Raw genomic sequence first — 18,425 nt, forward strand, 5'->3', positions numbered from 1 at the left:
CTTTCAGTAGGCGTAGCTGGAATTCGCGTTGGTGGCCGCGTCGACATGGGTGATGCCGCTTCCGGCAGGCAGCACCTCGACGGGGGCGAGGCTCGGCGTGGTGCTGCCGTCACCGAGCTGCCCGGCGGCGTTGGCTCCCCAACTGACGACCGATTGGTCGGTTCGGACGGCGAGGCTGTGGTCGGCGCCCGGGTCCAGCTCCTGGATGTCGCGAAGGGCGTCGATCGGGACAGGGGTGGTGCGGTCGGTCATGGTGCCGTCGCCGAGTTGGCCGGAGGCGTTGGCGCCCCACGCCCGGACCTCGCCGTCCTCCAGGACGGCGAAGTTGTGGCGACCGCCCGCGTAGATCCTCGACACGCCTTCGAGGTGGGCGACCTCGACCGGGACCGGGCTGTCGTCCTGGGAATCCGTGCCGAGGCGGCCCATCCCGCCGTGGCCCCACGCGCTGACGGAGCCGTCGGCGCCGAGCGCGAGCGTGTGCTGAAGGCCGACCGAGATCGCCACCACGTCCTTGAGCCCCGCCACCTGGCGGGGCGTGTTGATGTTCGTGGTGTCCCCGTGGCCGAGCCGGCCGTTGTGCCCGGCGCCCCAGGTCCACACCGTGCCGTCCTCACGGAGTGCGACGCTGAAGGCGGAGCCGGCGCCCACGTCCGTCACCCGGTCGAGGCTCTGGACGACCACGGGCCGGTTGGCCGTGCCGTCATTGAGGGGCACGGTCTCCCCGTTGCCCAACTGCCCGTACTGGTTGGCACCCCAGGCCAGTACCCGGCCGCCGCTCACGGCGACAACGTGCTCCTGGCCCGCGGCGATCGCGGTCACACCGGTCAGTCCCGCGACGGTCGCGGACGCGCTCTGTCCGGTCTGGGTGCCATTGCCGAGTACACCAGTGACATTGGCGCCCCAGGACTTCACCGTGCCGTCGTCGAGAGCGGCTACGGCGAATCCGGTGGTGTCGGAGTAGCCTCCTGCCGCCACCTCCCGTACATCCGCGCGGTGCAGTTCGGGGACCGAACCCGGCGTGGGCTGGTCGACCATCGACTTGTTGCCGAGTTGGCCCGCCGCGTTGGTTCCCCAGGAACGGACCCACGGGTCGGTCCCCACGGACTGCGCCGGGGCGGCTGCCGCAAGGACGACGGTTGCGCTCAACACCGCGCCCACGGCGGCTCGGAGACCGTATGTCTCAGTACGCATAGGTCGTGTTGCCGCCCAGCGACGCTGCCACGTCCTTGATCGCGGAGCCCTCGTTGAGGATCTTCACGGACTCGTAGCGCGGGACGGTGGTGCCGTTGCCGAGCTGGCCCTCTCCGTTGTGGCCCCAGGTGTAGACGTCGTCGGCGGTGACGGCGACGCCGTGCCGCGCCCCGGCCGCCAGGTGCTGGGCGCCCTTCAGGCGCGGGATCTGGACGGGGGCGGTGCGGTTGGTGCGCGAGACGTTGGAGTCGAACGCCTCGTCGGACTCCAGGAGCTGGCCGTACTGGTTGTTGCCCCAGCCCCAGACCTCGCTGTCGCTGGTGACCACGTAGTTGTGGTGGGCGCCCGCCTCGATGTCGGAGACGTCCTCCAGCCAGTCGACGTCGACGGGGGTGACGGACGACTTGGTGGAGGAGTTGCCGAGCTGTCCGTAGAGGTTGTAGCCCCAGGACTTGACGGTGGATTCCGCGGTCAGCGCCAGGGCGTGGTGGCAGCCCGCGTCGATCTCGGTGATGCTGTCCAGACCCTCGACCTGGCGGGGTACGGAGCTGACGGCACGGCTGCCGTTGCCGAGCTGGCCGTAGACCCCCCGGCCCCAGGCGTAGACCTTGCCGTTCTCCAGGAGCGCGAGGCTGAAGTCGCAGCCGGCCGAGATCTGCTTGACGCGGGGCATGCCCTGGACGCGGTCCGGGACGGTGCGGCTTTCGCCGGTGCGGTTGTTGCCGAGCTGCCCGTAGGCGTTGTCGCCCCAGGAGTAGACCTGGCCGCTGGTGTCCAGAGCGAGGCCGTGCCCGCCGCCCGCGGCGACGTCCTTGATGTTGGTCAGGCGCGGGACCGTGGTGGGGACGGTCTGGTTGATGGAGCCGCCGTTGCCGAGCTGGCCCATGGAGTTGTTGCCCCAGGACTTGACGGTCTTGTCGGTGCGGGCGAGCGCGAAGGAGTCGGATGACGAGGTGCCGCCCGCCGAGACCTGGTCGACGTCTCCGCGGAAGAGGCTGGTCACTGAGGCGGGGCTGAGGCTGTCGGTGCTGGTGCCGTTGCCGAGCTGGCCGGTGCGGCCGGCGCCCCAGGAGAGGACGGTGGGATTGCCCTCGTTGGCGTTGGCCAGGGGGGTCAGTGCCGGTACGGCGGTGAGTGCCGTGGCCGTCACGGCGAGGGCCGCCAGGGCGCGCAGGCGCGGGGTACGACGCGTGGAACGGGACATGGGCGTCCTTCGGTGTGGGGTATGTGGGACGAGGCGGGGCGGCGGGTCCGGGGCATGGGACGGGTCGCGGGCCAGGGGAGGCCCACGACGATGCCCGACGGACCGGGTCACGGCCGCCGCGCTCTCTTCAAGACTGTCCACGCAAGATCGTTTACGCGCGCCGAACCGGAGCCACCACCCGAGCGACGGGCCGCTGTACGGGGTACGGGGCGGGCGCCGGGGGCTCGCGCAGGGGTGTGACGGGCCAGTCGGGAGTAAGGCCGCAGGCGTCTGGAGCCTTGTCGTGAACGGGACTTGGGCGCCACTACGCCGATGCGGTGAGCTTCCCTCCCGGGCTGTCGCTTCCGTGTGTCCCGGGCCTGGCCGCCCGCAATTTATGTACTTTTTCCCTGCGCTTAATGATCTTTGCAGGGCCGTCCCCAAGCCCCGCCCCGCGCCCCTTCCCCCTGCCGACCGATGGCCCGCCCCCACGGGCCGCGCGTCACCCACGGTCCTCCCGCGGGTCCATCCCCCCACCTCCCCACCCACGATCGCCTGGAGTCCCCCATGCGCATCTGTCCGCTGCCCACCCGCCCCGCTCTGCTGGCCGCCGCCGTGTGTGCCGTCACCCTGTTCCCGCTCGCGGGCACCGCCTCGGCATACAGCGGAAGCCACTCCGTACAGGCTTCAACTGCCGCCCCCGCCGAGGAATGCAAGCCCGACGACCAGGCGTGCAAGGACCGCGAGACCAACGCCAACGAGTCCAAGGAGATCGACAAGGAGCAGAAGAAGACCCAGGAGGCGGCGACCCAGGCCGGCAAGGACATCGACGCCGCCGAGGAGAAGCTGAAGGAGTGCCCGCCCGGCTCCGGCTCCTGCATGGAGAAGCTGGCCGGTACGGGTGCGGACGAGGAGCAGGGGGTCTCGGACATGACCGACACCATCGGCTCGTTCAAGCCCGACCCCTCGGACAACGCCGCGTCGGCCGTCGTGTCCACCTGCGCCGACTTCCCCGGGTCCCTGCCCGCCGGTTCGGCCGACGAGAGCGCGTCACCCTTCCCCGTCTCGCAGCTCTGCTCTCTGCTCGGTTCCTGAGCCGTCCCCGCTCCCCACTCCTCGGTCCCCGCTCCCCCAGCTATCCCACAGCCGGAAGGAACTCCGTCATGCCCAAGCGCGCCCTGCACCGCTCCACGCTGCTCCTCCCCCTGATCACCCTCGGTCTGATCGCCCCGCTCGCCCCCGCGATGGCCGAAGAAGGTGCGGACAGCGTGCCCACCGCCCGCGCGTTCACCGCCGACAACCGGCCGGCGAAGATCAGTGACGTGCTGGAGTACTGCGAGAAGAACAAGTCCAAGCGGAACGCCTGCACCTTCACCATCGACCCGACCAAGGACCGGGAGTTCGCCACTGCCGTCAAGTCCCTGGGCAACGCGGTCGTCAACTGCACCGTGGACCCGATCGATGTGACGCGTACGGTGACATTGCGCACCACCAGCACCGACAACATCGGCGGCGAGATCTCCGGCAGCATCACCGCCACGGGCACGGTCTCCGCCACAGGCGAGGTCTCCACCTCCCTCGGCAACGACATCACCAGCAACCACAAGACGCCGAACCTCAAGGAAGGTCCCACGTCCGAGAACGGCACCAAGACCAGCGTCAACGCCGGGGCGAAGGCGTCCGGCACCATGACCGCGTCGCTCGCGTTCCAGGCCGCCTTCAAAGCCACGTACTCCAAGTCCTGGACGGTCGACAACACCGAGGCCACCGCCTACAAGAGCACCGTCAAGCCGTACGACATGCTGGTGTTCGGCGCCAGTGCAGCGATGCGCCGGGTGGTCGGCAGCCTGGTCACCGACCAGGGCAACAAGATCAACAACATCGCGGTGGACAGCCCCTCGATGGTCAACAGCAGCACGTTCGTGGCGCAGACCTATCCCGTGCCCGACAGCCTCTGCGGCCGTAAGCGGCCCCCCGGGAACACGGCGGGCGACGATGACACCTCCCGTTCGGCACAGTCCCAGTTGCGCGAGGTGCCCGCCCAGGGCCTCGTACCGCGCGGCGTCCTGCCCACGAGCCAGGACGCCCTGCCGCCCGCCCAGCGCTGACCCCCGCCCCCAGGAGCCCTCATGTCACTCCCTCTCCGCACCCTGGCCGCGCTCGGTATCGCCGGGTTCGCCCTGCCCGCCGCGCTCGGCGCCACCCCGGCCGATGCCACCCCTGCCGGTGCCGCCGCGCCGTCCCAGTCCGTCCCCGTCCTCAACGGCGACTTCGCCGACCCCGCGATGAAGGGGGACGGTCCGCACACTGTCGGTATCGACTTCTGGACCGGCTCCAACCAGCGCTACTCACCCACCGCTTCGGGCCGCACCGACACTGCCCACGGCGTCGCGCTCCAGAAGGACAGCAACACCTTCCAACAGCGACTGCGCGGGGTGCGCTCGGGCGCCAAGATCACGGTCAGTTACGAGGACAGCCCGGCCGTGTCGAAGGAGTGCATGCCCGAACAGGTCGCCGACGGGCAGCCGTACACCGTGGACGGCTCCGGAGGAACGGTCCAGGCCGTCACCACGGCCGGCGACCCCGACCGCACCAAAGGCAGGGCGGGCAGCGGCCGTTGGACCGCCCGGAGCTACACGTTCACCGCCACCGAGAACGAGCCGATGCTCACCTTCGCCTCGAAGGTCACCGACTCCCGTACGCACGTGACCTGTTCACCGATGATCGCAAAGGTGCGCGCGGTGGAGGTACCGCCCGATCTGGACAAGCGGGTGTCCAGGATGAACCTGGAGCGCTCGGAGGCGTACAAGGGCAATGAGCGCCAGCAGACCCTGCACAACGCCGCGGCCTCCTGCAACGGCGAGAACGCGTGCGCTTTTCGTCCCGACACCCGGATGTCGTTCCGCTACTACGGCCAGGCGCGGGTGATCGGCGAGGCGTTCATCAACTGCACCCGCAACCCACTGGAACACACCCGGGTCCTCAGCTACGCCGAGCGCACCCACGACAGCATCGCGCAGACCTATGTGGACGCGGGCCTCGCGCTCAACGAGGTGGCCAGGCTGCCCAGCACCGGTGACCGCGAGGAGGACAAGAAGCGCCTCAAGGAACGCCCGATGGCCACGCAGTTCGCTCTCGCCTACGAGAAGGGCTGGCAGAGGCCCTGGCAGTGGTTCTCCAGCGACCGGCGCGAGATCGAGGAGAAGATCCAGCCGGGCGAGGTGAGCTGGGTCGAGCTCCAGCCCAGCCGGGAACGGATCGAGGGCTGGTTCCACAGCAACAAGGAGGACTACCGCCTGCACGCCGTCATCGACGGTCCGTCGCGCGCGGTCCCGGACCGCATCCTCCAGCGCACCGGCCCGATGTCCGAGTCGGAGAAGCAGCGGTGCGCCGCCGCACGGCCGATGACCAGCACTCCGGTGGGCGCCGACGCCCCCGCCGACTCCGCCGACAAGGGGCTGCTGGAGATCCCGGCGCCGACGGCCCCCGGGGCGCGGGCGGTACACGGCACGTCGCGCGACTAGCGGGGTGACCGCGTTGGGCTGCCGGGTCCGTCCGGTTGCCGGTTTTTCCTCAATCTCCCCATTGCCTAAAGGGCATGGGGGGACCCCCTCGACGGGCTGAGTTTTCAGCCCGTCGAGGCGATTGAGGACACGGCGCGTCAGACGTTGGGCACCTTGAGCTTGTCCCAGCTCGACTTGCCCGGAATGCCGTCCGCGTCGGTCCCCGAGAAGCCCAGCTTCCGCTGCCACGCGGCGTACGACTTCCGGTCGGCCTCCGACCAGTCCGGGCCCGGGCCGACCTCGTACTTTCCGCAGCCCTGGGCCACCAGTCTCTTTCCCATCGCCGTGATGACGGGGCTGTGACGACCCGCCCGGAAGAACGCGGCTCCGGGGAACGGCTCGTACGTCGCCGGGGGCTTCGGCGCGGGCGGCTTCGACGGACCGTCGGGGCTGCCGCCGAGACGTGCCTTGATCCGGCTGCGCATCGAGTCCATCGTGAACCCGCGCGGGTCGATCTTTCCCGGCTGCCACTCCTTATGGCCGATCACCGAGCGGTAGGTCCAGCCGTGTGCCCGGCACAGCGCGGCCGCCGCTTTCTCGATGGCTTCCAGCTGGGCGGCCGGCCACGGGTCCGTGCCGTTGCCGAGGTTGACGCACTCGAAGCCATAGAAGGAGCGGTTGCCGTCGGTGTTGGCCTCGTTGTCGGCGGGCAGCGCCGATTCGTTGACCACCGCGCGCAGGACGTCGTCGTCGCCGAGTCCGGCATGATTGGCGCGGCCGTTGCCGACCAGGTGGACCGAGCCGTCCTTGGCGATCACCCCGTGGCACAGCGGACCCGGCAGGCTCGAATGGCCGTTGTAGCAGATGTCCACGGAGTTCTGGGTGCCCGAGGTCACGGTGTGATGGATCATCACGCCGTGCATGGGCCCCCACGGACCCTTGTGGTTGCGGTTGTGCGTGCGCCAGCTCCGGTGCTCGACAACATGCAGACCTTCGTCCCGGAGGGCCTTGAGCAGTCTGTCGGCGGACAGAGGCGTTGCCATCGTGGTGTTCCTTTCCCAGGTGACGCGTCAGTTCTCGGGCTGTCCCTCGTCGTCCTGCCCCACCGGCCGCGGGGCCGAACCGGCCGCGGCAGCCGTCTCCGCCGCCGTGGCCTCCGCCTCGGCCGCTGCCTCCGCGGCCAGCTCCTCCTCGTCGGCGGCGGGGATGACGGCAGCCAACGGTGCGAACGTCATCCGCAGATCCGGGACCGTGGCCTCTCCCAACACCCAGGCCAGCGGCGCATAGTGGACCTGTATCCCCAGCGGGGACTGCAGCAGCGGCCGGCGGGCCGCGTCCGTCGGCCACTCGACGTCGCCCGTCGCCGTACGGGCCGGAACGGTCCAGAAGTCACCGGTTCGATACGTCCTGCCCGGCTCGAAGTACACGAGCACGCCGTCCTCCAGCGGAAGCCAGCCGCCCTCCTCGATCCGGACCGCGCCGCCCCGCAGCTTCGCGGCGGCCCGCTTCGTACGGCCCGAGCCGCTTCCGTGCCCGGAACCCGAGCGCTGGTCCCAGCGTCGCAGGAACGGGTGGAGTTCGGGGCGCCGCCCGACCGAAGGATCAGGCTCGTCCGAGAGCCGCACCCGCCGCCCCGGCAGATCGACCTCCTCGATCCGCAGCAGCGGCAGCGGCTCGCCCCGGCTGGTGTAGGCGGTGTCCACGAACTCCACCTGGTCGCCGACGTTCAGATCCAGTTTGTCGTCGCTGCCGAGCGAGGCCAACTCCACCCAGGTTCCGTCGAGTTCGTCGACCGGGAAGGTCACCGCACCGTTCTCCCGCGACCATTTGAAAGTGGCGTCCTTCGCCGGGCCGCCCTCGTGGATCTCCACGCGGTACATCTGGTTCTCCGGCCCCCGGTACCGGGCGTCCGGATTCACCAGGCAGGGGTCCTCGTCCGCGTGCTCGGGACGCCGGCTGCGCGCCGCCATCCGCGCGGTCGGCGCCTGCGCCGCCGTCCACCGCGCAAACGCCGCACGGACCTCGTCCTTGGTCGCCCCGTCCTCCAGCTCCAGCTGCGAGCCGGGCAGCGGCAGCACCTGCCACACGGTCTTGAGCCGGGCCGCCGTGTCGGGCATCGCCGACCCGAGCGCCACCTCGCGCAGCAGCGGGTCCTCGGCCGCGGTCACCGAGCGCTCCCACACCTTGAGATAGGCCAGGTACGGGAATTGGGTGGGCAGCCGGTCGCCGGGGCGCTCCGCATCCCGGTATCCGTCGGGCTGGTCCCAGTACGTCCAGGTCGCCGGGGCAGCGGCCGGCGCCTCGCCGTCGTCGGCGACAGTGTCGTCCTCGGCCTCGGCCGGGACGCCCGGCTCCGGCCGGGTCGCGTCCAGCAGGATGCCGTCCACGTAGTAGCGGCCGCCGCCGATGGACAGATCGTCCAGCTCCCGGCCGCCGCCCACGAAAGTCAGGCCGAAGCCGGTGGCACCGCGCGGGCCGCCGTGCTGCCCGATCAGATCGGCCGCGGTCGTACGGGCCCGCAGCAGCTGGATGGCGGCCTGTTCATTGGCATCGGCGTCGAGCTGTACCCGGCCCTGCTGTGCGATGACCGCCGAGTAGTGCCGGTCCGGCCGGAAAGTGATGCGGGAGATGTCTGCGTGCATGGGAAGGGGTCCCCCTTGGAAGTTCGGCAGTCGGAAGAAGTCGTGTCAGGTGACGGGGATCAGGTGACGGGGAAGATCCCGGCGTCAGTACCGGCCGGGGTGTACTCGGCGAGCCGGGCCCGCAGGCTGTCCTCGCGCTGCGGTTCGTACAGGTCGTGGAAGACGCCCAGCTCGGAGCCGTCGTCGGCGCCCCGGCGGATCTGCCACGGACCGACGTCGGCGAGCCGCCCGTACGCGGGTGTGCCGTACCGCTCGCTGCTCAGCAGCGGACGTACCGGCTGCGCCTCTTCGGCGCCCACGGGATCGGGCAGGCAGCGGTGCCTGCGCGGGGTGCGGGAGCCGGGCGGCACGTACGAGTACCGCAGGCAGCCGATGCCGCGCCGGGCCACCCGCAGCCGCCCGGTGAAGATGCTGTTCTCGGCGATCTCCACCGCGTGGGTGTGGACCTCGCCGATGACCGTGGTGCGGTGGGCGTGCAGCACAGCATGTGCATGGCGGCAGTCCGGTGCGGAGAGCGCGGCCCGGTCGTGGCCGGTGGCGTCCAGGATGCTGTCGCGGATATGGATCGGCAGCGGGTCGTGGCTCACCTCTTCACCGATCACCTCGATGGTGCCGAGGATGCTGCGGTCGATGGACACGCACGCGGTCGTCCGGTCCAGGACCAGGCTCGGCTCCTCGGGCGAGTGCGGGTCGCACTCCGGCTCCAGCGACCAGCCCGGTACGAGCGTGCAGTGCCGTAGCACGACCGCGCCGACGGGTCCGCTGACGTGGAGCCCGCGCCCGGTGATCAGCAGACCGTCCAGCACGATCCGGGGAGCATCGCCCTCACCGTCCTCCTGCGCCCGGATGTTGAGCGCGTCGGGCCGGTTGCTGTACCAGTCGAGCAGCCGGATCACCGGACGGCAGCCCTCGGCCGCACGCAGCTCCAGCCGGTCGCCGCGATCGAGGTCGAAGTCGAGCTGCTCCTGGTAGGCACCGCTGTGCGTGATCTCGATGACGCCCTCGGGGCCGCAGTGCCCCGCCCGCCGGTCAGTGCGCCACTGCTCGTACGCGTCCATGATCCGCTGGTGGCCCTGCCCCGGGCCCACCCGGTAGAGCCGTGCCGCGGGCGATGTGACACGCTCGCGCGGGTACTCGCCGCCGCCGGTGTCGTCGCCGAAGGCGTAGTGGTAGGTGACCCAGACCCCTTGCCGGGGCGCCGAACGGGACCCGAAGGCGATCCGTCCCAGCACCGGGTCCACGGCCACCTGCCCGAGCTTGGGGCGGTAGCGCCAGCCCGTCAGGTCCGCGACGACGATGTCCGACATCGGCACCGGCTCGTCCTGACCGTCGCGCCAGACCGTGAAGCTCTTGCCCGGCCCGTAGTAGTCCGCGAGCCGGTCGGCGAGCTGCCGCCTGGTGATGTACGCGGGGACATTGTCGATGGTCGCGATGTGCGTCGCCGACGGCTCCGGCACCGGCAGGGTCACCAGCGGACTGTCGTTGCCCAGGATCGAGAACGTGTACAGACTGCGGGCGCGGTCGATGCAGTACGCCGGTGCCCGGGTCACGTGGTACGGCTTCAGCCGCCACACGAACAGCCCGACGCCGGCCGGGGAATGGCCGCCCTGGCGGCGTACCGAACCGGCCCTGCGCACATCCACGGACCGCGCCGTCGTTTCGAACGGACCGCCCGCCAGGTCGAGTTGGGAACCCTCCCGTACGTCGGCCAGCCTGCCGCGGCCCAGCCTGCGTACGTCGTCGGTCGCCGCCCCCGTCCCGTACAGCTTGACCGGCTGCTGGTGGGAGACCAGCCGGGAGAACTCCACGGCCCTGGCCGGCCACCCGGCGACCTCCTGCGCCAGCTCCTCCAGCAGTGCGAGGGTGCCCTTGCGGCGGCGGTTGGCGACCGTCGCGGCGACATCGCGGCGCGGCGCGAGCGCCTCGGCGAGCCGCGCGCGGGCATCGCCGTCGCCCCCGCCGCCCAGCCCGGCCGACTGGACGCGCTCGTAGCCGGGAAGCGGCCGGTAGCCCACCAGGTCGCCGAGATACGGCAGCACCCAGGGCGCGGCCGTCTCCACGAACAGGTCCTCGTAGCTCTGCTCGACCCCCTCACGCACCCGGTCGACCTGTTCGGCGATCACCGCGAGCAGTGCGCGCAGCGGCTCCCCTTCCTCGGCGTCCCGCAGCCGGTGCCACTGCGGGAGCAGCTCCGCGAGCCCGTCCGGTTCCCTGCTCATGCGAGGCTCCTTTCCTGGGTGTTCATCCGGTGACCTCGTTCAGAATCAGCGTGTCCGGGACATCCGGTGACAACAGGGCGAGCTGGGCGGGCCGGATCCCGCGGAAGACGAACACCGCGCGGCCCTTCTCCAGGCGCCGGGTGTCGGTGATGTCCGGGTTGAGGTGCAGCAGTTCGCCGAGCGCGATGCCGTACCGGGCGGCGACCTCGGTGAGCGTCTCGCCCTCCGGCGCGGTCACCCGGTGCACGTCCTCGTCGTACGCGGCGAGCCGCGCCGGGACCGTCGCCCGCGGCTCGGAGAGCGCGTCCGCGAGCCCGGGCAGATCGTCGGGTGTGAGGGATGCGGGCACTCCGCCGAAGACGTCCACGTCCACATGGTCGACGCCGGGCACCGAGTGGGCCGTCGCCAGCACGTCCGACAGGTGCGCCGGGCTGCCCAGCTCGCGCCGGGAGCTGCCGAACCGGGCCAACAGGGCCTGGCGCAGCCGAGGTTCGACGACCTGCCAGCTGTGGTCGCGGGCCACCTTCACCTTCGCCGCGAGCAGCAGAAGGACCAGTTCGCGCACCTGCACGCGCACAGGCAGCCGGGAGTCTCCGTACCGGGCGAGCGAGGAGCGCAGCGCGGTGAGCACATCGGAGTCCTCGGCGATCGGGATGTCCTCCACCCCGGCGACCGTCACATGCAGCATCCGCCGCCTGCCGTCGAAGATCTCACGTGCCACCGCCCGGCCGATCCCGCCACGGGCACGGGCGAAGTCCTCGTAGTCCGCGACCGACACCAGCCGGTCGAGCGCCGATACGGCGAGCGGGATCGTGGACCGGGTCGCTCCGGGGCCGTCCGCGTCCGCGCCGCCCGTCGCGGGCTGCGGATTGGTGACCCCGGTGACACCCAGCGGCCGGGTGACCGCCTGGGTGATCCGGTCGGCCCGGACGTTGGCGGCCCGGCCGGTGCCGAAGCGGTAGCGGGCCCGGACGTTTTCGTGCCCGCCTGGCAGCCGGGCTCCGTGCACCCCGTCACCGAAGGTCACCGTGGTCCGGTCGCCCGCCACCCCACTGACGTAGACCCGCTCGCGCGGCCCGCGCCCGGCGAGGCTGTCCACCTCGTGCCACAGCAGCCCGTCGACCCGCACTTCGAGGACCGGGGTCGCCCCCAGCGGGTTGTCGGCGGGCAGCCAGGTCAGCGGTGACTGCCACAGGGCGAACGTCTGGTTGGTCCGGTCCGGGTCACCGCTGCCGATCGGTTCCTCCCGGCTCTCGCCGTGCGTGGCTCCCACCACATTGCCCCGCACCCGCACGGTGGCCCGCCGGTAGCGGTGGACCAGGTCCGTCGTCAGGGTCAGCCTCGTGTGCACATGGTCGCCGGGCAGCAGCGGGTCGAGCACCTGCTCGACGCCCGCGATCGTCACCAGTTCGGTGGCCTGCGCCGCGGGGACGTCCGTGCGCTCCCCCGACACCATCAGCTGCCGGCCCGGGCGCAGCCCGTCGTACAGTTCGGCCAGTTCCAGCTCGTTGCCGTGCACGTCCTCGCCGAGCGGCTCGTCGGCGAGCCGCAGCCCCTGCCCGCCCGCGTGCACGGTCGCGTCCCTGACCGTGGAGAGCAGCACATCGTGCTCGTCGAGCCAGGGGTCTGCCAGGGTCAGCTCCGTACCGCGGCCGGTGATGCCGAAGTCGGTGTACACGGCGGTGCGTACGGAGGTGACCCTGGTGGTGACGAACCTGAGTTTCTCGTCGCCCGGAATGCCGTCCGGTCCCTCGGCGCCCTTGCGGGGGCGCTCGATCGCGACCCAGCTGCCGACCGTGATCGAGTCCTGCACCGAGTCGAGCGCGATCACCTGCCGGTTGGCGGGCTCCGGCACCGTCGCGATGCCGATGACCACATTCGCCGGTTCGCTGCCGACCGTGTACCGCACGGTCAGCTCGTAGCCCTCGTGCCTGATCTGCTCGTGATCGCCGGGCGCCAGACGCCAGCTCCTGGGCTCTCCGTTGTGCACGGCGACATGGACCCGGCCGTCGTCCGCGGGCCGGGAGACGAACAGCGTCCGCTCGGGCAGCCCCTCGTGCAACTGGGCGGTGATGCCCGGCTCCTGCGAGTCGGCGGGCCGCCTGTTCAGCCAGCTCAGATCGTGGTCCTGACCGGCCCGGGTCCTGATCGTGACCCGGCCGGGCCCCAGGTCGAACGTGGCCTCCGACGGCAGATTCTCCGACTGCTGGACCGACGAACCCGTCTCGGTGTGCTGGAACTCGGCACGCACCGGGACCTTGCCCGCCGTGTCGAACACCACCCGCATCGTCGTCAGCGCCGAGCCGGTCAGCGGCCAGTCCGCCTGCCTGATCACCCGCCCCCGTTCGTCCTGCACGGGCCGCAGCGGCGCCATCGCGCCGAACGGTGCCGTCGTCACCCGCATCGCCTGCACCTCGTGCAGGAGCGGCGGCGCGGTGGGGGCGGACTGCCGCCACGCCGGATACATCCCGTCGGCGATCCGCGGGTCGAGCGCCGCAAGCAGCCGCGCTCCCAGATCGGAGCCCGGAGCCGACAGCCGGTCCGCACCGGCGTCCGCCGACACTGACCCGGCACGGGAACCGGGCCGTACGACGTCGCTGCGCAGCGCGGGAAGCACCGCGCCGAGCGCCCGCAGCGCCGCGGAGCCGGCCGGCGCGGCAGCGCGCAGTACGTCGGGTGCCGGCCTGGAGGGCTCCAACTCGGCTGCCTGCGCGATCACTTCGCCGACCATTGCCTCCAGCTGCTCGAACCAGGCGGCGACGTCCTCGTACGCTCCGGCGACGGCCTGTGCCTCGGCCAGCCGCTCGTGCGGTTCCGCCAGCCTGGCCGCGAGGCGGGAGGGCGAGGTGATGGAGTCCAGATCGGACCGCAGCGGGGCGAGCACCTGGGCGTCGAAGTCCGCGATGAACCGGCTGACCGGACGCGGGTTGGGGTTGTCGGGGGTGGGTTCGCCGTCCTCGACCGCCCGGTCGTCCTCGGTGATCCATTCGCGCAGCAGTGCCACGAGTTCACCCAGCGACGGCGGGGCGGACTGTTGTAGGCCGATCCCCGTCACCTCGTCCTCACGGTCGACGCGGAGCCGGGCCACGGTGCGGAGCAGCCGCTGTCCCTGCTGACCGTCACCCCCCTGCTGCCCCTTGAAGACGAACAGCAGCCGGTCGCCGGTCTGCAGTCCGGTCGTGGTGCCCGCCACCTGGATCTCGGAGCGCCGGGTCAGATCCTGCTCGGTCAGCAACGACGGCCTGCGCCGGCGCACCGCGAGTTCGTTCCATGCCGCGCGGGCCGCGAGATCGGCATCCGTCTCGAAGACCTGCGACTCCTCCTGGGAGGTGAGCGGAACGCTGTTGCTGCGCGCCCCGCGCGGGATGACCACCTCCACGTCCGCACCCCGCGGGTCCTGGTCCAGGGTGTACGCGAGATGGGTGTCGGCGGCGATGCCCGGCCTCGGCCGGTGCCCCACCAGGCGCCCGAGCAGCGCCAGTGAGCGGTACTCGTTCGCGGTGCGCAGATACGACTCGTCCACGATCCGCTCGGAGTGGAACGTCAGCAGGTCGCCGACGACGGCCCACGAGTCAAGCAGCCCGATCGCCGGATCGTCCGGGGTGCGGACCGTCAGCCCCCGCAGCGCCGGATAGGCGGGCGAGGCGAGCCGGTCCACCATGGCTGCCAGGAACGAGCCGTAGTCCCCGACCCGGTAGTCGAGTGCCGTACGCCCCGGCGGGTTGTACAGGGCCTCGGGGGCCCGGCGCTCGTCGTGTCCGCCGCAGCCGCAGCCGCAGTTGCCCGTTTCGCTCATCGGGTACCTCCGGCGAGTTCGATGGTCAGCCGCCCGTTCTCGGGCCGGTCCGGGTCGTTGTCGCACCGTGCGATCTCCAGCGGGCCGAGCCGCAGCACGCCTGCCTCCAGGGCTGTGTCGTCTCCGTCGTCCCCGGCCACGTCGTCGAAGAGCCGGCGCAGCCTGGTCACCGTCACGCTCGCCACCCCCTGTACCGCGGCCGCTGCGGCCACCAGTCGGCTGAGCCGCACCGGTTCGCCGAACACCAGGGCATCGGGATGGAAGAAGCCGAGCCGCCCGTCCGGCAATCGCCCACTGCCCAGCAGCCGGTACAGCTCGGCCAGGATCTGCCCGTGCTGATGGCCGGGTGCCGCACACACCGACAGTGCGATGTCCAGCGGTACGTTGCTCGCGGGGCCGACCACCAGGTCGTGTCCGATCCGCCGGTAGCTCTCCAGCGTGTACGCCACCGAGTCGAGCAGCTCGGGCGCCGGTTCCCCGGCCCCCAGCGTGTCGACGGCGACATGGGCCTCCTGCACACTGCCCGTCCAGCGGATCTCCGCCGCCGCCCGCTGCACCCCCGGCAGCCCGGAGGCCAGCGCGGCGTAGTCCTCGGCCGTCACCGCGCGCTGCCGGGTGCGCTTCAGGTCGAGCGGGGCCAACTGCCGTACCTGCTCCATTGGTTCGGGCTCCGTTCCGCCGACGGCGGGCAGCGGATTGCGTACCCCCGCGACCGGCAGCGCCGCCCCGGCGTCCTCGATATCAAAATCGCGTCGCAGCACCAGATGGTTGACGGCCTCCGCCCCCACGTTGCCCGCCGTGCCGCCGCCGAGCCTGTAGTGCAGCTCGAGCCGGGCGCCGGGCCGCGGCCGGGCACCGTGCCGCCCGTCGCCGAACCGCAGGGCGATCCGCCCGTCGTCCTCCAGCTCACCGACGAGATGCCGGTCCCGGTGCCCACTGGCGAGCAGATCCCGCCGCGCGGTCCACATCTCGTCGCCGTCCACGCCCGTCACGGCGGGCAGCGCGGCACGCGGATCCTGGACCAGGGCGGCCGCCGGTCCCCGCAGCACCGGCTCCTCCGGGTGCAGCCCGGTCGCGTAGCCGGGGCCCCAACTGTGCGCGATCTCCCAGGCGATGCCCGCGTCCAGCACCGCACCGGCGCGGGCCCGGGCCGTCAGCACATGGAGCCTGCGCAGCTTCGGCGCCAGCAGCCGCTCGCTGCGGTGCAGCAGCTCGCGCAGTGCACGTACCGGGTGACGGTGCAATGCCACATGTTCCAGCGCCCGTAACCCGAACAGCACGGTCAGCTCATCGATCTCCGCCTCGGTCAGCCCGTCGCAGTCACGGGCGCTGCGCCACAGCTCCACCAGCCGCTCCCGCACCCGCCCGGGCACGGCCGCCAGCCGGTCGGCCTGCCCGGCACAGACGTGCTCCGGCAGCGGGAAGGGCGCAGCCTGGACGACGGGAGAGCGCTGGAGGACCGGCCGGAACCGGGGCCGGATACCCGGGTAAACAACCTGCGCGAGCAGCGTGGCCAGCGCCTCGGCCTGCTCGTACGCGGTGCCCGGCACGACCTTCTCGCGCCGTCGCCCCGCCAGCTCCAGGCCGAGACCGGCGCGCGTCACCTGATCGTCGCCGACCTGCGTCGACAGCTCCCGTATCTGCTCGGCGGTGAGCAGCCGTCCGTGCCGGGTCTGTTCCAGACGTTCGCCCAGGAGCCGGGCCGTCGCGTTGCCCGCGTCAAAGTCCCCGCACCCGAAGCCGGACGGCTCGCAGGAACCGAGCACGGCTGGCTCCGGCGGCACGACCACCGTCTCGGGCAGGGCCCCGCCGAACGTCAGCGACCTGCCGTGATCGACGAGGACCACATTGCCCCGCGCGACGCTCACGTCCGCCACCGGTTCACAGCCCGGCCCGCCGCGCGTCGACAGACACACGGGGAACGCGAGCGCGTCCTCCCGGGCCCAGGTGACCTCCAGCACCGGCTGGTCGCACAACGTGTCCACACCCGGGGTGACCGAGGTCAGGCGTACGGCCTGCCGGTGCGCGGGATCCGCGTCACCCGGCGTACCCGAACGCGCCCCGCGTACCTCCTCGAACAGCAGCAGATCGCCCGGCGCCAGGGCCAGCGCCCGCACCGTGCACTTCTTGTCGGTCCACTCGTCCCGCAGAGTCGCCGACACCGCGCCCTTCGGCAGGGCGCACACCTCGTCGCCCCAGGTCCACAGGCGGATGGTGTTGTGCGCGGGACGCAGCTCGGCCGGCTCGCCGGCCACCACCGGCTCGAACACCTCCACCGACCCGCGCTCGGCCAGCATCGCCAGCTCGCGGTCCTCGATGACGGTGCCGATCTCGGGCCGGTCGCGCGGCCCCAGCTTACGGACGTCGACCGCGGCGAAACGGAACGTACCCGGCAGCAGCGTCAGCCGCTTCGTCACCTCGACGGTGACGAGAGCACGGGCATTGCATCCGTCGTGCATCGGATAGTCGATCAGCCACACGTGCCGACGCACCGACACCCGCCTGCGGGCGGTGTCCAGATACGCCTCGGTGGCCACCGCGTCCTGCTGGTAGCTGATCCGGTCCGCCATGTGCGCCAGCAGCTCGACGAGGGTGACGCCGAGGTCGGCGGGGTTGCGCTCGACCCAGTCGGGTGTGGTCAGCGCGAGCCGGTCCAGGATGAGCCGTCGAATGGAGTCGTAGTCGCGCGCCGTGTAATCGATGACGGGCGCCTCGGTACGGGGGCCGGGGCCACGGCCCGCCGAATCCTCCGCGCAGTCGAAGGGCGTGGGGCAGTCCGGCCGGAACTCGAACTCCGCCCGGAAGTACCGCTGGTCGAACCCGGGGAACGGTTCCGTACCCGGCCGCCCGTACGGATCGGTGTCCACGACCGACAGCTGGTAACGCGAAGTGTCCCCGGTGCGGTCGACCGTCACGAGCAGCCGGTCGTCGAGCTCCGGGTCCTCCTCCCGCTCCACGGTCACCTCGACCGCCTCGATACCCGTGATCCGGCGGCCGCCGTCGATCCGGATGTTCTCCGGGCACAGCCCGTGCGGCGCCTTGCCGAGGAACGTCACCGTCAGCGTCAGACCGTCGTCCCCGGCCTCCACCGCGTCCACGCCGTCGAGCCGTGCCGCACGCACCATGCCTCGCCTGCCCTCCGTACGGCAGACCAAATCCCTGCTCGGGCTGCTCATGCGGGCCCGCTCCCTTCGAACACCTCGTCGCGCCGGCTCCCGGTGGAGCGCACCACATAGCGCAGATACACCCGGACCACGTTCTCCTCGCTCACCACGTCCAGGGACTCCACATCGATCAGCTCGCCCAGCCAGCGCTGCAGCGCGGCCTCCACCGACAGCTCCAGGGCCGAAGCCAGCTCGGGGCTGTTCGGTGTGAACACCAGATCCAGCAGCCCGCAACCGAAGTCGGGCCGCATCACCCGCTCACCGGGGCTGGTGAACAGCAACTGCTCGACCAGATCCCGCACATGCTCGTCGTGCGCGGCGTGAGCCGTCCTCCCGCGCCGGTCGCTGCGGAACGGGAACGCGATGTCGCTGCGTACGGTCCTCATCGGCATGTCGCCCCCTGCTGCGCCGCGGTCACGACCGGTGGTCCCTGCGGCAGGAGCGCCGAGCTGAAGCAGTGCGCCGCACTCGTGTGCAGCAGAACGGGCGCGCCGTCGATCAGCACGCCGCCCGTCTGCGGGCTCCACCGGACTGTGGTGCACGGGTGCGGCACCCCGTCGACGGTGTGTGGGCACCCGGTCACGACGAAGGTGTCGGATGCGGTGTGCACGGGCAGCCCGTCGAGGCGCACGGCCGAGCGCGCCGAGGTGGCGGATGCCCGGCCGCCGTGCGGGCAGTGGAGTGTGGCGGCGGCGCTGACGATGGTCCCTGAGCTTGTGGACAAGAG

Annotated in this window: 12 protein-coding genes; 3 read left to right on the forward strand and 9 right to left on the reverse strand. The window is 71.6% G+C overall.

Features of this window, described 5'->3' with window-relative positions; all coding sequences use genetic code 11:
* Positions 1-3 precede the first annotated feature (3 nt).
* Positions 4-1,191 (reverse strand): RCC1 domain-containing protein, encoded by a 1,188-nt coding sequence (locus ACFT7S_RS01555; protein ID WP_382725390.1) that lies wholly within the window; start codon positions 1,189-1,191, stop codon positions 4-6.
* Positions 1,181-2,395 carry an RCC1-like domain-containing protein gene (locus ACFT7S_RS01560; protein ID WP_382725392.1) on the reverse strand — a complete coding sequence of 405 codons (1,215 nt, stop codon included), beginning with the start codon at positions 2,393-2,395 and terminating at the stop codon, positions 1,181-1,183. Before ACFT7S_RS01560 ends, ACFT7S_RS01555 begins: the two co-directional genes overlap by 11 nt.
* A 546-nt stretch (positions 2,396-2,941) precedes the next feature.
* Here ACFT7S_RS01560 and ACFT7S_RS01565 point away from each other — a divergent pair.
* The 3 genes from ACFT7S_RS01565 (at position 2,942) to ACFT7S_RS01575 (ending at position 5,898) form a co-directional block, all read left to right on the forward strand.
* Positions 2,942-3,469, forward strand: a complete 528-nt coding sequence (locus ACFT7S_RS01565; protein WP_382725395.1) for a hypothetical protein — start codon at positions 2,942-2,944, stop codon at positions 3,467-3,469.
* A 68-nt stretch (positions 3,470-3,537) separates the two neighbouring features.
* Positions 3,538-4,482 (forward strand): hypothetical protein, encoded by a 945-nt coding sequence (locus tag ACFT7S_RS01570; RefSeq protein ID WP_382725397.1) that lies wholly within the window; start codon positions 3,538-3,540, stop codon positions 4,480-4,482.
* A 21-nt stretch (positions 4,483-4,503) separates the two neighbouring features.
* On the forward strand, positions 4,504-5,898 hold the full coding sequence (locus ACFT7S_RS01575; protein ID WP_382725400.1) for a hypothetical protein: 1,395 nt from the start codon (positions 4,504-4,506) through the stop codon (positions 5,896-5,898).
* Positions 5,899-6,035: 137 nt separating this feature from the next.
* Here the strand turns inward: ACFT7S_RS01575 and ACFT7S_RS01580 are convergent, their stop codons facing one another.
* Genes ACFT7S_RS01580 through ACFT7S_RS01610 form a run of 7 tightly spaced genes read right to left on the reverse strand, consistent with a single transcriptional unit; the run spans position 6,036 to position 18,422 of the window.
* Positions 6,036-6,920: a peptidoglycan-binding protein gene (locus tag ACFT7S_RS01580; protein WP_382725403.1), complete on the reverse strand. Its 885-nt coding sequence runs from the start codon at positions 6,918-6,920 to the stop codon at positions 6,036-6,038.
* Between the two features lie 27 nt (positions 6,921-6,947).
* The gene (locus ACFT7S_RS01585) at positions 6,948-8,519 is read right to left on the reverse strand and encodes a DUF6519 domain-containing protein (RefSeq protein WP_382725406.1); all 1,572 of its coding nucleotides are present in this window, start codon (positions 8,517-8,519) and stop codon (positions 6,948-6,950) included.
* Between the two features lie 59 nt (positions 8,520-8,578).
* Positions 8,579-10,738, reverse strand: coding sequence for a hypothetical protein (locus ACFT7S_RS01590; RefSeq protein WP_382725409.1), 2,160 nt, complete (start codon positions 10,736-10,738; stop codon positions 8,579-8,581).
* Between the two features lie 22 nt (positions 10,739-10,760).
* Positions 10,761-14,534: a putative baseplate assembly protein gene (locus tag ACFT7S_RS01595; RefSeq protein ID WP_382725412.1), complete on the reverse strand. Its 3,774-nt coding sequence runs from the start codon at positions 14,532-14,534 to the stop codon at positions 10,761-10,763.
* The gene (locus ACFT7S_RS01600) at positions 14,531-17,710 is read right to left on the reverse strand and encodes a putative baseplate assembly protein (RefSeq protein ID WP_382725415.1); all 3,180 of its coding nucleotides are present in this window, start codon (positions 17,708-17,710) and stop codon (positions 14,531-14,533) included. The genes ACFT7S_RS01595 and ACFT7S_RS01600 overlap by 4 nt, the downstream gene beginning before the upstream one ends.
* Positions 17,707-18,090 (reverse strand): GPW/gp25 family protein, encoded by a 384-nt coding sequence (locus ACFT7S_RS01605; RefSeq protein ID WP_382725418.1) that lies wholly within the window; start codon positions 18,088-18,090, stop codon positions 17,707-17,709. Before ACFT7S_RS01605 ends, ACFT7S_RS01600 begins: the two co-directional genes overlap by 4 nt.
* Positions 18,081-18,422 carry a hypothetical protein gene (locus ACFT7S_RS01610; RefSeq protein WP_382725419.1) on the reverse strand — a complete coding sequence of 114 codons (342 nt, stop codon included), beginning with the start codon at positions 18,420-18,422 and terminating at the stop codon, positions 18,081-18,083. Before ACFT7S_RS01610 ends, ACFT7S_RS01605 begins: the two co-directional genes overlap by 10 nt.
* Between the last annotated feature and the right edge of the window lie 3 nt (positions 18,423-18,425).

The sequence above is a fragment of the Streptomyces sp. NPDC057136 genome (genome assembly GCF_042670885.1).
Lineage (GTDB): Bacteria > Actinomycetota > Actinomycetes > Streptomycetales > Streptomycetaceae > Streptomyces.

Bases quoted from the DNA above. Each gene is read 5' to 3' on its own strand.
- ACFT7S_RS01555 (WP_382725390.1), bottom strand. From the start codon at position 1,191: ATGCGTACTGAGACATACGGTCTCCGAGCCGCCGTGGGCGCGGTGTTG.
- ACFT7S_RS01560 (WP_382725392.1), bottom strand. From the start codon at position 2,395: ATGTCCCGTTCCACGCGTCGTACCCCGCGCCTGCGCGCCCTGGCGGCC.
- ACFT7S_RS01565 (WP_382725395.1), top strand. From the start codon at position 2,942: ATGCGCATCTGTCCGCTGCCCACCCGCCCCGCTCTGCTGGCCGCCGCC.
- ACFT7S_RS01570 (WP_382725397.1), top strand. From the start codon at position 3,538: ATGCCCAAGCGCGCCCTGCACCGCTCCACGCTGCTCCTCCCCCTGATC.
- ACFT7S_RS01575 (WP_382725400.1), top strand. From the start codon at position 4,504: ATGTCACTCCCTCTCCGCACCCTGGCCGCGCTCGGTATCGCCGGGTTC.
- ACFT7S_RS01580 (WP_382725403.1), bottom strand. From the start codon at position 6,920: ATGGCAACGCCTCTGTCCGCCGACAGACTGCTCAAGGCCCTCCGGGAC.
- ACFT7S_RS01585 (WP_382725406.1), bottom strand. From the start codon at position 8,519: ATGCACGCAGACATCTCCCGCATCACTTTCCGGCCGGACCGGCACTAC.
- ACFT7S_RS01590 (WP_382725409.1), bottom strand. From the start codon at position 10,738: ATGAGCAGGGAACCGGACGGGCTCGCGGAGCTGCTCCCGCAGTGGCAC.
- ACFT7S_RS01595 (WP_382725412.1), bottom strand. From the start codon at position 14,534: ATGAGCGAAACGGGCAACTGCGGCTGCGGCTGCGGCGGACACGACGAG.
- ACFT7S_RS01600 (WP_382725415.1), bottom strand. From the start codon at position 17,710: ATGAGCAGCCCGAGCAGGGATTTGGTCTGCCGTACGGAGGGCAGGCGA.
- ACFT7S_RS01605 (WP_382725418.1), bottom strand. From the start codon at position 18,090: ATGCCGATGAGGACCGTACGCAGCGACATCGCGTTCCCGTTCCGCAGC.